The following is a 13,684-nucleotide window of genomic DNA, read 5'->3' on the forward strand; positions in this document are numbered from 1 at the left end:
TATGCAAAAACACGATCTACTTTACTCTGGCAAAGCCAAATCCGTCTATGCCACCGATAATCCCACCCAAATCATCATGCATTATAACGACGATGCCACCGCAGGAAACGGCGCCAAACATGCCGTCATCGCCGATAAAGGTATTCTCAATAATCAAATTACTACCTTGATTTTTAAAGTATTAAAAGCCGCTGATATTCCAACGCATCATATTGAAACGCTCAACGATCGCGAACAACTTTGCCAAAAGGTGACGATTTTCCCGCTGGAAGTTATCGTGCGCAATACCGTTGCCGGTTCAATGGCAAAACGTTTGGGCATGGAAGAAGGTACCGAACTGGATAATGTGGTTTTTGAAATTTGTTATAAAAACGACAAACTCAACGATCCTTTAATCAACGATGATCATGCCGTTGCGCTCGGCGCCGCCAGTTATGAAGATTTAGATACCATTTACGAATTAACCGACAAAATCAACCAATCATTAAGCGCCCTTTTTGCCGCCTGCCAAATTAATTTGGTGGATTTTAAAATCGAATTTGGACGCACTGCCGCCGGCGAAATTGTGCTCGCCGACGAAATCAGTCCCGATACTTGCCGGCTGTGGGATATGCAAACCAACAATAAATTAGATAAAGACCGTTTTCGCCGCGATTTAGGCGGATTAACCGATGCTTATCGTGAAGTGCTTCGCCGTTTACAGCAATTGGAGCTGGAATAATGAGTTTAGATTACAAATCCGCGGGCGTTGATAAAGAAGCCGGTTATGATACCGTGCGCCGCATTAAAGATTATGCCGCGGCAACGCATAACGCGCGCGTATTAAGTCAAATCGGCGCATTTGGTGCTTTTTATGATTTAAGCGGTTATCGCGAACCGGTTTTAGTTTCTGGAACCGACGGCGTGGGCACCAAACTCAAAATTGCATTCTCCTTGGAAAAATACGACACCATCGGCATTGATGCGGTAGCGATGTGCGTCAACGATATTTTATGCCACGGCGCGCGTCCCCAATTTTTTCTGGATTATCTCGCCTGCGGTAAACTCGATTCGCAAGTTGCCGCCGAAATTGTCAAAGGCGTAGCGCACGGTTGCCAACAAGCCGGCGCCGCATTAATCGGCGGCGAAACGGCAGAAATGCCCGATTTTTATGCTTTAGGTGAATACGATATCGCGGGATTTGCCGTGGGCGTTGTAGAAAAATCAGCGTTGATTGACGGCAGCAAAGTGCGCGCGGACGATGTGTTAATCGGTTTACCGTCTTCCGGTTTCCACAGTAATGGTTATTCTTTATTGCGCAAGATTTTCACTGATTTTTCAAAACCCTATCAAGAAACAACGATCGGCGCGCAATTGCTCACGCCAACGCGGATTTACGTGCGCCCCGTGCTTTCCGTTTTAGAAAAACACGCAGTTTGCGGCATGGCACATATTACCGGCGGCGGATTAATTGAAAATATTCCGCGGGCGTATGCTGCTGGTTTGACTGCAGTTATTGATACTAAAACCTTGCCGACTTTGCCGTTGATGGAATTAGTCACCCAACACGTTTCTTATGAAGAATGTTTGGGCACATTCAATATGGGCATTGGTTTTGTGTTGATCGTGCCGCCCGATGAAGCTGATGCCGTGTTAAAAACATTACACGCGCAGCAAGAAAATGCGCGCATTATCGGCACTATGGCAACGGGCGAAGAACCGTTGCGTTTTATCTAAAAAATCCCGATGCGGCAACGCATCGGGTGCCTTGATTTTCATAACTATATCCGCATAGTATGCGTTCTTCTTTTTAACATTCAGGACGATTATGTTTACAGGTTCACTGGTGGCATTGGTTACGCCCATGCATATTGACGGCAGCATCGACTGGCAAGCGCTCGAAGCCTTAATCAACTGGCATATTGCATCGCAAACTCAAGCCATCGTCGTCGCGGGAACAACGGGCGAAGCCGCAACGTTAACGCTCGATGAGCACAAAGCTATCATGCGTTTTTGCGTTGACATTGCCAACGATCGCATTCCTATTATTGCCGGCGCAGGCGCAAACGCCACCGCGCGCGCGATTGAACTCACGTTAGCAGCTTATCACTGCGGTTGCGCGGCGAGTTTGCAAGTCACCCCTTATTACAATCGTCCGCCGCAACGCGGTTTATACGCGCATTTTGCCAAAATCGCTGCCGCGGCGCCGTTACCCATGATTTTATATAACGTTCCCACGCGCACCGCCTGCGATATTGCTTTAGAAACCGTTACCGCGCTCGCAAAAATAACTCATATCATTGGCATTAAAGAGGCTACGCCGCACGCGCGTTTAGCACAAATTCGTCAATTATTTCCTAAAAATCAAAGTTTTAAAATATACGGCGGCGAAGATGCCTTATGTGCACAAGCAGCTTGCGAAGGATTAATTGATGGCGTGATTTCAGTGACGGCAAACGTGGCGCCAGAAGCGATGCAAAACATGATGCATTGCGCGTTAAACGGCGATTTAAAACAAGCGCAAGCTATCAACCAACGCCTCGCCGCGCTGCATGAATCCTTATTTTGTGAAACCAATCCCATTGCCGTGAAGTGGGCATTGCAACGTATGGGAAAAATCGCCGCCGGCATTCGTTTACCGCTGATGCCGTTAGATGAACGTTGGCACGAATCATTAACCGCCGCATTAGTTGCCGCCGGCATCACGATTCAAACGCATTAATCGATTGAGGAGTTTTCATGAATAAAATCATATTATTAGTGATTACATTTTTTACAGTCAGTGCTTGCACGACCGGTTCATTATTAGAACAACTCCCCGATCGCCGACCGGATTATCGTCAAAGCAATACGCGCCGAAAAATCGAGCTGCCGCCGGATTTGTCGCGGCTGCAAACGCAAAATCCTGATATTAATCCGCCAACGACTTATAGCGCTTATGAAAAAACTGCTTTGGAACGCAGTCAACGCGATTTCATCGATGTGTTGCCCGCGTTGAAAGGCGTGGAAGTGGTGGAACAAAAAGGAGAATTGCCGTATATACGCGTTGATGCCGATGCCACAACCGCTTGGCGATTAGTTGAAAAATATTGGCAAAATCAAGGAATTACGCTGAAAGTAGATGAGCCGACTTTGGGCATTATGGAAACGGATTGGTTAGAAAATCTCAATGATCGTCCGCAAAATTTTATTAATAAATTGCTTGGTTTTGTGCACGATACCGACCGCCGCGATCATTATCGCCTCCATTTTTCACGCCAACAAAATCAAACGCTGATTCAAATTATTTACCGCGCCAGCGAACAAGTCGCTGATTACGATTTCCCAACGCATAAAACGCCCAGCGGTTTTCATTGGCAACTAAGCGATACGGAAAATCCCGCTTTGCAATTAGAAATGACGCGCCGCATCGCGTTATTTATTGCACAACATTTAGCGCCTAATAACGCGCAAATTTCTGCCGCGCCGGCAAATAGTTTTTTACAACCATTAGCTGATGGTCAACCGGCGTTGTGGATTCAAGCGCCGTATGCTCAAGCGTGGCAACTTTTGGAAACGGCTTTGGAGAAAACGGGTTTTGCGGTCGTGCAAGAAAATTATCAGGAAGGACGTTTTCGCGTGCACTATTCACCTGCTGCCGCTCATCCGTTGTTTTCGCGTTCGAAAAAATCCGCGGCGGAATCGTATACGCTGCGTTTATCCGATCAAGGCGAAAAATCGCTGGTGATCGTGCAAAATCGTGACGGCGGCGCTCTTTCTGCGGCAAAAGCGCAAACCGTATTGACGCGTTTAAAAACCCGTTTGTAAAAAACGATGGCAAAAATTCTACTGCTACCGCCAGCATTAATTAATCAAATTGCCGCCGGTGAAGTGATTGAACGACCCGCATCGGTGGTAAAAGAAATTGTGGAAAACGCCATCGACGCCGGCGCCACGCGGCTCGCACTCGAAATTGAAGCAGCAGGCAGCAAATTGATCCGTTTATCGGATAACGGCAGCGGCATCGAAAAAGAGGATTTGGCGCTGGCTTTCACCACGCACGCCACCAGTAAAATTCGAACGCTGGAAGATTTGGAGCAAGTATCGAGTTTGGGATTTCGCGGTGAAGCGTTGGCAAGTATTGCCTCTATTTCCAAAACGACGCTCACCAGCTGCACGCAATCATCTGATCACGCTTGGAAAATCAGCCCTCATCTCAATGAAAATATTACGCCTGCTGCGCACCCACAAGGAACCACCATTGAAATTCGCGATTTGTTTTATAACACGCCGGCGCGGAAAAAATTTCTTAGAAGCGACCGCACCGAGCGTTATCACATCACGCAATTATTAGCCGGCATTGCTTTATCGCGCGCGCCATTTGTGATTACATTGCATGAACAGGATCGCAAGATTTTGGAATACGGCGGCAAAACGCTTAAAGAAAGTTTAAAAAGCGTGATGGGCGACGAATTTTTAGCGCAATCAATTGAAATTCAAGCAGAACACGAAGGAATGCATTTGCACGGCTGGGTCGGTCTGCCAACTTATACTCATCAGCAAACGGATAAACAATATTTTTTCGTCAATCAGCGGTTGGTATCCGATAAATTGGTCGCGCACGCCATTAAACAAGCCTATGAAGACATGATTCATCGTCAGCGCCACCCGATTTTTGTGCTGTTTTTAACGCTTGATCCGGCGCTGGTTGATGTGAATGCACACCCGAGTAAACGCGAAGTACGTTTTCGGCAAGCGCAATTGACGCATGATTTTATGTTTAGCAGTTTGCATCGCGCGTTAAGAAATATACAACCGCGCGCCGCGCAATTAACGCCGCTATCGAGTGCGTCGCCAAAACTTCCAGAATCCACCACGGCAACCGCACAACCGCATCATAAAATGATACCGCATACTTTTGCTCGACCGCCGCGGCTGCAAGAAACCAAAGCTTATTATCAATGGGCACAAACTCCACCGCCTGCCGTTACGCCTGCGCCGCAACCCGAAATAAAAAAAATCAATTTGCCGTTGGGGCAGGCTTTGGGACAAATTCACGGCACATTTATCGTGGCAGAGAATGCGCAGGGATTAGTGGTTGTTGATATGCATGCGGCTCACGAGCGCATTTTGTATGAACAATTTAAAAGTGTTTTAAAAACGCAAAAACAAATCCCCGTTCAACGTTTATTGTTGCCATTGCCGCTAACGTTAACGCCCGTGCAACAGGACAGTTTGGCGCAACACGGCGCGTGGTTAAAAACGTTGGGGTTTGATTGGACGATAAACGATAAAGAATTCATATTATTAACGGTGCCGGCGCGATTAAAAAATAGTGATTGTATTTCAATTATCGGCGATGTTTTGCAGGAATTAAGCGAGTTTCCGAAAAGTACGCAATTACAACGCGCGCAGGAACAAATAATTGCCAATATGTGTTGTCATCAAGCGGTGCGCGCCCACGATTTGCTTTCCATCAGCGAAATGAATCAATTATTGCGCGATTTAGAAACAACGCCCGCCGCCGGACAATGTAATCACGGGCGCCCAACTTGGATTCAACTCGATGCAACGCAGCTTGATGCGTTATTTTTACGGGGGCAGTAATGGCAGCAGTTATCACGTTAATCGGCGCCACCGCCAGCGGAAAAACGGATCTCGCCTGCGCGCTGTATCAACGTTTTCCGCTGCGTTTAATCAGCGTTGATTCGGCGCAAATTTACCGCGGTATGGATATTGGTACCGCAAAACCCAGCGCCGCGTTTTTAAAACAGTATCCACATGATTTAATCGATTGCTGCGAACCGGAAGAACATTATTCTGCCGCACGTTTTTGTCAAGATGCGCATCAAGCGATTGCTAAAGCGCATGCCGATGGAAAAATTCCGCTGCTGGTCGGCGGCACGATGTTGTATTACCACGCGCTTTTTTCGGGGCTTTCCGATTTGCCGCCTGCAGATGCACAATTGCGCGCGGAAATTATGGCAGAAATGCACACGCGCGGTTTGCCGGCTTTATACGCGGATTTGTTGGCATATGATCCCGAACAAGCTAATAAAATTGCCGCAAACGATACGCAACGCATTATTCGTTTTACCGAATTATTCCGCCAAACGGGGCAACCGCCGAGCGCATTATTTGCTCAACAAAAGCAAGCCGCGCCGACGTGGAATAGTTTGCATTTGGCGTTATTGCCCGAACGGCATTTATTGCATCAAGCCATCGCACAACGTTTTCAAACGATGATGGCAGCGGGTTTTTTAGAAGAAGTTGCACGCTTAAAAATGCGTCCAAAATTAACCGCAGAACATAGTTCTATGCGCAGCGTGGGTTATCGGCAATTATGGCGCCATCTCGACGGCGAAATTGATTTGGAAACGGCAGTGGAATTATCGATTATCGCAACGCGGCAATTGGCAAAAAGACAAATTACTTGGCTGAACAATCGCTTAAAGACGGTATTATCAATGCATTTTTACGATCCGTATCAAGCGGAAACGCCAAACCGCGTTTTTCAACAAGTAGCGCAATTTTGTAAACATAATGAAGGAACGTTTTTATGAATTACCGACTTCATACAAGCCACACATCTTTAAAACACCCTGCTATAATCCTTGACCTTTCCGCCAAATGATGTCCCGATTTTTAATACTGTGTTTTGCTTTAATCATTGCCGCTTTTTTGGGGTGGTGGTTGGGCGATTTCATCAGCTATTGGTTCGTTGATTCCATCATGCGGCTGCATTTAAGCTGGGGGGAATATCTGCAAAAATTGCCGGCAAATCTCTTAACAAGTGATCCCATTTCCAATCGTATCCTCAAAACGGTTATTTATTGTCGATTTGCAGCAATGATCACCATGATATTACTCACGCTTTATAGCTACGATAAAACACGCAACAGGAAATAATAATTATGTCTAAATTTCGTACACATTACGCCAGTGAGGTTACTGAAACACTGGAAACTCAAACCGTCCGCGTTGCCGGTTGGGTTCATCGCCGCCGCGACCACGGTGGCATTATTTTCATTGATTTACGCGATAGAAGCGGTTTAGTACAAGTCGTTTTTGATCCAGCAAATCAAGAAACTTTTGCTAAAGCCGAACAAGTGCGCAACGAATATTGTCTTTCTATTGAAGGACGCGTTCGTCCGCGTCCAGAAGGAACGGTAAATCCCGATTTAATCAGCGGTAAAATCGAAATATTGGCGCACGATTTAAATATTTTGTCACAATCGCCAACGCCGCCTTTCCAATTAGACGATTTAACCGACGTTTCCGAAGAAGTACGCCTCAAATACCGCACGATCGATTTACGTCGTCCACAAATGCAAAAAAATTTAATTTTGCGCAGTAAAGTTGCCGCCAGTTTGCGCCGTTATTTAAACGAGCACGGTTTTATGGATATTGAAACGCCGATGCTGACCAAAGCAACGCCAGAAGGTGCACGCGATTATTTGGTTCCCTCAAGAACGCACCCAGGCAAAGTTTTTGCACTGCCGCAATCGCCGCAATTATTCAAACAAATGTTAATGATGAGCGGTTTTGATCGTTATTATCAAATTGTGCGCTGTTTCCGCGATGAAGATTTGCGCGCCGACCGTCAACCCGAATTTACGCAGCTCGATATTGAAACTTCTTTTTTAGAAGAAGAAGACATTATGCAGTTGATGGAAACGATGATTCGCGGCATTTTCAAAGAACATCTCGATGTGGATTTAATTGATCCGTTCCCACGCATGACGTATGCCGAAGCAATGCGCCGTTATGCTTCTGATAAACCAGATTTACGGATTCCTTTGGAATTGATTGATGTTGAAGATTTGGTTGCCGATTGCGATTTTAAAGTTTTTGCAAACGTTGCTAAACAAGAAAATGGTCGCGTGGTCGCTTTAAAATTGCCAAACGGCGGCGAACGGTTAACACGCAAAGAAATTGATGATTACACCGCATACGTTGCACGCTACGGCGCTAAAGGTTTGGCTTATATTAAGGTGAACGATCCCAGCAAAATCGATGGTTTGCAATCGCCTATCGTTAAATTTTTAGGCGAAAACGTTGCGCTCGCTATTATTAAACGCGTACAAGCGCAAGCCGGCGATATCGTATTCTTTGGCGCTGATAAAGCGCGCATTGTAAACGATGCGATGGGCGCGTTACGCATCAAACTCGGTCACGATCTCGATTTACTCACTTGCCCGTGGGCGCCGATGTGGGTGGTTGATTTCCCGATGTTTGAATTTGATGAAAAAGAACACCGTTGGACTTCCGTGCATCACCCGTTTACCGCGCCGAAAACCGATGATTTATCCGAACTCGAAAATAATCCGGCGGCGGTGGTTTCTCGCGCTTACGATATGGTTTTAAATGGTACGGAAATTGGCGGCGGTTCAATTCGCATTCACCGCGAAGACGTACAAACTCAAGTATTGAAAAGTTTGGGCATCGATGCCGAACAAGCGCAAGAAAAATTTGGCTTTTTGCTCAATGCATTAAAATACGGCGCGCCTCCTCATGGCGGTATTGCTTTTGGTCTTGATCGGTTAATTATGATTATGGCGGGGGCAAAATCAATTCGCGACGTGATGGCGTTTCCTAAAACACAAACCGCTTATTGTTTGCTCACTGATGCGCCTTCCGAAGCGAGCGATGCGCAATTTAAAGAATTGCATATTCGCAAGTATTTGCCGGAATCGCTGTAAAAAGTATTCAAAGCGAGATCAAAAAAAGCCAGATAAAAATCTGGCTTTTTTCGTATTGAAATTAAACGATTATTCTGCAACAACGACTCGAACAGTCACTTGCGCTTCAATATCGCCGTACAATTTTAAATCAACGACGTATTCGCCTAATTCGCGAATGGTGCCGTGCGGCATCATCACTTCTTGGCGTTCGAGTTGTAAGCCTTGTTGTTCAGCAGCGGCAACGATTTGTTGTGTTCCTACAGAACCAAACAATTTTCCTTCATCGCCGGCTTTGGCAAATACGGTTAAAATTTTGCCGTTTAATGATTCTGCGCGTTGTGCAGAAGCAGCTAAGCGTTGTGCTTGCTTTTCTTCTAATTCTTTGCGGCGCGCTTCAAATTCAGCAATTTTTGACGGAATGGCTTCCGTTGCTTTTCCATTTGGAATCAAATAGTTACGCGCATAACCTGATTTAACGCGCACTTTATCGCCCAAACTTCCCAAACCGTGAACGCGATCTAACAAAATAATTTCCATGATTGCTCCCTTTTAGTGTTGATCTGTGTAAGGAAGTAAAGCTAAAAAGCGCGCGCGTTTGACGGCGGTTGCTAATTGGCGTTGATAAAATACGTTGGTTCCTGTAATGCGAGCCGGAACAATTTTGCCAACTTCAGTAATATAGGCTTTTAACGTTTCCAAATCTTTATAATCGATTTCTTTAACGCCTTCAGCGGTAAAACGACAAATTCTTTTACGACGTGCCATTATGTGCTCCTTATTTCTTAACTTCTTGCATCATCATTGAGGCTTCAGTGACTGCCTCATCGCGGCGAATGATCATATGGCGCAAAATAGCATCATTGAAACGGAAATTGCTTTCTAATTCTGCTAAAGTTTGGCGGTCACATTCGATATTCATCAATATATAGTGGGCTTTAACCAATTTTTGAATGGGATAAGCGAGTACGCGTCGTCCCCAATCTTCTAAACGATGCACTTTGCCTTGAGCGGCTTCGATTTGCGCGCGGTAGCGTTCAACCATTGCGCTGACTTGTTCACTTTGGTCTGGATGCACCAAAAACACGATTTCATAATGTCTCATACGGACTCCTTATGGATAAAAAATAGCTGCTTAAAGCAGCAAGGAGAATATCCGTTACCACAAACGGATAAGGGTGCGGATCCTATGTGATTTAGGCATAAAAAACAAGTAGTAATGAATGCTGGTACAATTTATTTTTAATAAAAAAATATGTGTTAAATGAGTTGCGCACTGATAAACGCAACTTTTTGACTTTCTAGGAAATAGGTGATGACTTATCAAACAAAATGGCAACTTACGGATCATCTTGAACAATTAGATCCCGAACGCATCGTGGTTTACGACAGCGAATTTGTGCGCGAACGGCATTATTATCCCAAGCTTTCTTTGGTACAAATCATGCAGCCGGCTTGGCAAAAAGCGCAATTAATTGATATGCAAAGTGAACTTTGCTGCAGCGTTTGGCAACAATTGGCGCAACAGCGCGCTCCCGTTGTGATTCACGCCGCCAGTCAAGATTTAGAATTGATGCATTTGCACGGGCAATTATTGCCAAATATGTTTCGCGATACGCAGATCGGTTTTTCTTTAATTTCGCCGCATAAAGCCATCAGTTATCTGGGATTTGTGCAACATTATCTTGGCATCGATTTGGATAAAAGCGAAACGCGCAGCGATTGGCTTGCTCGCCCGTTAACTAATGAACAATGTCAATATGCGGCAAATGATGTTGGCTTATTGTTGCAGGCTTATCCGTTATTATGCGCGGATTTGCAGCGCCTCAATCGCATGCATTGGTGGCAAGAAGAATGTCAAAATTTGTTGCACGAACAATATCATCACAAAGAACCGTATCATTGGTTTAAATTGCGCGGCGCACCGCAAAAAATCCGGAAAATTCATCAAAATACGGCAGAAGCTTTGGTGCAATTACGTGAAACGGTCGCCGAAAAATATGATTTACCGCGGCGAAAAATATTATCTGATGAAAAAATTATCGAAATTGCTTTGGCGCAACCGCAAAAATTCGATGATTGTTTGGCATTGTTACCAGCGGAACATTATTTTTTAGCGGAAGAAAATATCGCTGAACATTTTGAACAAATACGTACGCAAACGCCGCCCGCGCAACCGCGCGCCGCCCGTTTAAACAAACGCCAACGCAATATCCTTACTCAATTGATGCAATTCACGGACGACGTCGCCAATGCGCTCAATATTCACGCCGAAACGCTGGCAACGCCTAATCAACTGCGGTCGTGGATTTTAAATCAGGAAAAAAGTGCGCTGAATCACGGGTGGCGGCAAGCGATTTTTGCTGAATTTAAGCTGCGTTAAGTGACAGAATTTGTTGATAAATTTGTTGGCATTGCTGATAAGTTTGAGCAATGCTGTTGCTATTATCAATAATAAAATTGGCAAGACTCAACCGCTTTTCACGACTGATTTGGCTGGCAATAATGCGCTGCATTTGTGCGGAATTAACGCCATCTCGACACACGCCGCGCGCAATTTGCAAAGAAACGGGAATATCAACCACGATTACCATATGGCAGATTTTATGCAATTGCGTTTCAAACAGCAGCGGAACATCTAAAAGAGTGAATGCGTGCGGATATAAATGAATACGTTTTTCTATTTCTGCACGAACTGCCGGATGAAAAATTTGGTTTACTTTTTCTTTAATTTCTTGATTGTGAAACATTTTTTCACGGAGTAAAGCACGATTAAGGTTGCCGTCCGCATAAAAAATCGTCTCGCCAAAATGAGCGCGCAATTGCAACCAAACAACGCCGCCTACAGTAACCAGTTCTTTAGCAATTAAATCAGCATCGATAATGTAACAACCCTGCGCTGCAAACCAGTTGCAACACAAGGTTTTACCGCTGGCGATGCCGCCAGTAAGTCCAACAATCATGCGGGAAAATATCCGAACAATTGCCCAATTTGGGCGCCGTATAAAAACGTAAGCCAGCCAGCAATGGCTAAAAAAGGACCAAACGGCATAGGTTTTCCCATTCGTAAACCAATGCCAAGTGCGTAAATCATGCCCAAGATCGCCGCAGAAAATAGGATAATCGGCAACATCCATGCACCCTGCCACGCGCATAAACACGCCAGCAATTTGAAATCGCCGTAGCCCATACCCTCGCGACCGGTGATTAATTTAAAAAGCCAATAAACCGACCATAAAGATAAATAACCAATCATGGCACCAATAACGCTACTTTCTAAGTTTATGAAAACATTAAATAAAGCAGCTAAAATCCCCAACCATAAGAGCGGTAATGTCAGGCGATCGGGAAGTAATTGGTGTTCGGCGTCAATAAAACATAAAGCGATCAACGTCCAAGTAAAAACCAAAGCAAATCCCAGAGAGAGCGGATCGTGATAATGGAAAGCAACAATAACGCTTAAGGCAGCGGTCAACAATTCAACCAACAAATAGCGAGCTGAAATCGCCGCGCCGCACCCAGAACATTTTCCCTTCAAAAACAACCAACTAATCACGGGAATATTTTCAATTGCCCGAATACGATGCCCACAATGAGGGCATCGAGAAGCAGGCACCAATAAATTAAAACGTTGTTTGGGTATTTCGGGGCAAACGCTATCTTCGCCATGAAAAACTTGCCATGCATATTGCTTTTCCTCGCGATCCATCATGACCGGAACGCGATAGATAACAACATTGAGAAAACTGCCCACCATCAAACTAAACAGTCCGACGAAAAAAATACCCAATGGCGTTTGTAATAATTCGCTGATAAGCATTAGAACAAGTTACCCATAGTAAAGATCGGCAAGTACATCGCGATCAATAAGCCCCCAACCACAACCGCCAAAAACGCCATAATCAGAGGTTCAATCATCGCGGTAAGCCCTTCAATCCGCCAATCCAATTCTTCTTCATAAAACGAAGCAACGCGTCCTAACATTTCCCCTAAGTTACCGGATTCTTCCCCGATTGCCGTCATTTGAACAGCGATGGTTGGGAAAAGTCCTGTATTTTTCATCGCAAAACTCATTTGTTGTCCGTTTTGAACGTCATCGCGAATGTTATATACCGCTTCTTCATAAATAATATTACCCGTTGCTGGCGCGGTGGCTTCCAACCCTTTCATCAACGGCACCCCAGCATCAAACAATGTTGCCATTGTACGTGAAAAGCGGGCATTAGAACCGCATCTTAAAATGCCCCCAATCAATGGCGCTCTAAATAAAACGCGAGTTGTTCCTTCCTGAACTTTTTTATTGCGTCTTTTAATATAGGAAAATCCCATAAAAGATAAAACGATAAGCATCAAAAAGTATATTCCTTTATTCACAAAGAAATGGGAAATTTTCACTACCATTTGTGTTGGTGCCGGCAAAGTTCCTCCGTTTGATTCAAAGAACTCTGCAAAAACAGGCACTACCTTAATCATCAAAACTGCGGTTACCACAATCGCAAATAACATAACGATTGCCGGATACTGCAAAGCTTTTTTAATCTTTTTCTTAACCGCTTCACCTTTTTCAAGGTTAACTGCAATATCGTCCATCGTTTTATCCAACATACCGGCTTCTTCACCCGCGGCAACTAAACTGACGTACAAACTATCAAAATGCAAAGGATGACTGCTTAAAGCTTCTGCAAAAGTGGCACCGTTTTGAATCTTTTCATGAACATCAAACACCATTTCTTGCATTGCTTTGGGTTTTTCAATACTTTGCCCCACCAAATCCAAAGCCCTCAATACTGGCATACCTGCCCGTAACATGGTCGACATTTGTCGGGTGAAAAACACAATATCTTTACTTTTAATCCGCCCTTTGTTTTCACCAAAAAGCGGCTTTGGTTTTTCACTCACCGAAATATTGGCTAAACCCTGTTTGCCCAAATAAGCTTTTAACACAATATCGCTTGGTGCCGGCAACTCGCCCGAAACTTGTTCACCTTTCTTATTCTTCGCCGTCCATCGATATGTTTTCATATCTCTTTTTGAATCTGCCATCA

The 13,684-nt window shown here is 44.8% G+C and carries 15 protein-coding genes; 9 read left to right on the forward strand and 6 right to left on the reverse strand.

Annotated elements, in window-relative coordinates:
* Position 1 precedes the first annotated feature (1 nt).
* The 8 genes from purC to aspS all read left to right on the forward strand — a co-directional run bounded on the left by purC (position 2) and on the right by aspS (position 8,660).
* The gene (gene purC / locus AKG33_RS04675; RefSeq protein ID WP_012031416.1) at positions 2-721 is read left to right on the forward strand and encodes a phosphoribosylaminoimidazolesuccinocarboxamide synthase; all 720 of its coding nucleotides are present in this window, start codon (positions 2-4) and stop codon (positions 719-721) included.
* Positions 721-1,716: a phosphoribosylformylglycinamidine cyclo-ligase gene (gene purM / locus AKG33_RS04680; RefSeq protein ID WP_012031417.1), complete on the forward strand. Its 996-nt coding sequence runs from the start codon at positions 721-723 to the stop codon at positions 1,714-1,716. The genes purC and purM overlap by 1 nt, the downstream gene beginning before the upstream one ends.
* Positions 1,717-1,807: 91 nt before the next feature.
* Positions 1,808-2,701 (forward strand): 4-hydroxy-tetrahydrodipicolinate synthase, encoded by an 894-nt coding sequence (gene dapA, locus AKG33_RS04685; protein ID WP_012031418.1) that lies wholly within the window; start codon positions 1,808-1,810, stop codon positions 2,699-2,701.
* 17 nt (positions 2,702-2,718) lie between these two features.
* The gene (gene bamC, locus AKG33_RS04690) at positions 2,719-3,786 is read left to right on the forward strand and encodes an outer membrane protein assembly factor BamC (protein ID WP_012031419.1); all 1,068 of its coding nucleotides are present in this window, start codon (positions 2,719-2,721) and stop codon (positions 3,784-3,786) included.
* A gap of 6 nt (positions 3,787-3,792) precedes the next feature.
* Positions 3,793-5,565: a DNA mismatch repair endonuclease MutL gene (gene mutL / locus AKG33_RS04695; protein WP_012031420.1), complete on the forward strand. Its 1,773-nt coding sequence runs from the start codon at positions 3,793-3,795 to the stop codon at positions 5,563-5,565.
* Positions 5,565-6,521, forward strand: a complete 957-nt coding sequence (miaA, locus tag AKG33_RS04700) for a tRNA (adenosine(37)-N6)-dimethylallyltransferase MiaA (RefSeq protein WP_012031421.1) — start codon at positions 5,565-5,567, stop codon at positions 6,519-6,521. The genes mutL and miaA overlap by 1 nt, the downstream gene beginning before the upstream one ends.
* A 67-nt stretch (positions 6,522-6,588) precedes the next feature.
* Positions 6,589-6,867, forward strand: a complete 279-nt coding sequence (locus AKG33_RS07275) for a hypothetical protein (RefSeq protein WP_123962260.1) — start codon at positions 6,589-6,591, stop codon at positions 6,865-6,867.
* A gap of 5 nt (positions 6,868-6,872) precedes the next feature.
* Positions 6,873-8,660: an aspartate--tRNA ligase gene (gene aspS, locus AKG33_RS04705; protein ID WP_012031422.1), complete on the forward strand. Its 1,788-nt coding sequence runs from the start codon at positions 6,873-6,875 to the stop codon at positions 8,658-8,660.
* Positions 8,661-8,729: 69 nt separating this feature from the next.
* Here the strand turns inward: aspS and rplI are convergent, their stop codons facing one another.
* From rplI to rpsF, 3 genes are read right to left on the reverse strand one after another with little or no spacing between them, the layout of a single operon-like run.
* Positions 8,730-9,179 carry a 50S ribosomal protein L9 gene (gene rplI / locus AKG33_RS04710; protein WP_012031423.1) on the reverse strand — a complete coding sequence of 150 codons (450 nt, stop codon included), beginning with the start codon at positions 9,177-9,179 and terminating at the stop codon, positions 8,730-8,732.
* A gap of 12 nt (positions 9,180-9,191) precedes the next feature.
* On the reverse strand, positions 9,192-9,407 hold the full coding sequence (gene rpsR / locus AKG33_RS04715) for a 30S ribosomal protein S18 (protein WP_012031424.1): 216 nt from the start codon (positions 9,405-9,407) through the stop codon (positions 9,192-9,194).
* A gap of 10 nt (positions 9,408-9,417) precedes the next feature.
* Positions 9,418-9,744: a 30S ribosomal protein S6 gene (gene rpsF, locus AKG33_RS04720; RefSeq protein WP_012031425.1), complete on the reverse strand. Its 327-nt coding sequence runs from the start codon at positions 9,742-9,744 to the stop codon at positions 9,418-9,420.
* A 210-nt stretch (positions 9,745-9,954) separates the two neighbouring features.
* Between rpsF and AKG33_RS04725 the strand changes: the two genes are divergently transcribed.
* On the forward strand, positions 9,955-11,022 hold the full coding sequence (locus AKG33_RS04725; RefSeq protein ID WP_012031426.1) for a ribonuclease D: 1,068 nt from the start codon (positions 9,955-9,957) through the stop codon (positions 11,020-11,022).
* On the opposite strand, the gene coaE is transcribed toward AKG33_RS04725, so the two are convergent.
* Genes coaE through AKG33_RS04740 form a run of 3 tightly spaced genes read right to left on the reverse strand, consistent with a single transcriptional unit; the run spans position 11,009 to position 13,682 of the window.
* Positions 11,009-11,602: a dephospho-CoA kinase gene (gene coaE / locus AKG33_RS04730; RefSeq protein ID WP_012031427.1), complete on the reverse strand. Its 594-nt coding sequence runs from the start codon at positions 11,600-11,602 to the stop codon at positions 11,009-11,011. The two genes, AKG33_RS04725 and coaE, sit on opposite strands and share 14 nt — an antisense overlap.
* Positions 11,599-12,459, reverse strand: a complete 861-nt coding sequence (locus AKG33_RS04735) for a prepilin peptidase (RefSeq protein WP_012031428.1) — start codon at positions 12,457-12,459, stop codon at positions 11,599-11,601. The genes coaE and AKG33_RS04735 overlap by 4 nt, the downstream gene beginning before the upstream one ends.
* Positions 12,459-13,682 (reverse strand): type II secretion system F family protein, encoded by a 1,224-nt coding sequence (locus tag AKG33_RS04740; RefSeq protein WP_012031429.1) that lies wholly within the window; start codon positions 13,680-13,682, stop codon positions 12,459-12,461. Before AKG33_RS04740 ends, AKG33_RS04735 begins: the two co-directional genes overlap by 1 nt.
* Between the last annotated feature and the right edge of the window lie 2 nt (positions 13,683-13,684).

Source organism: Dichelobacter nodosus (assembly GCF_001263335.1).
GTDB classification, from domain to species: Bacteria; Pseudomonadota; Gammaproteobacteria; order Cardiobacteriales; family Cardiobacteriaceae; genus Dichelobacter; species Dichelobacter nodosus.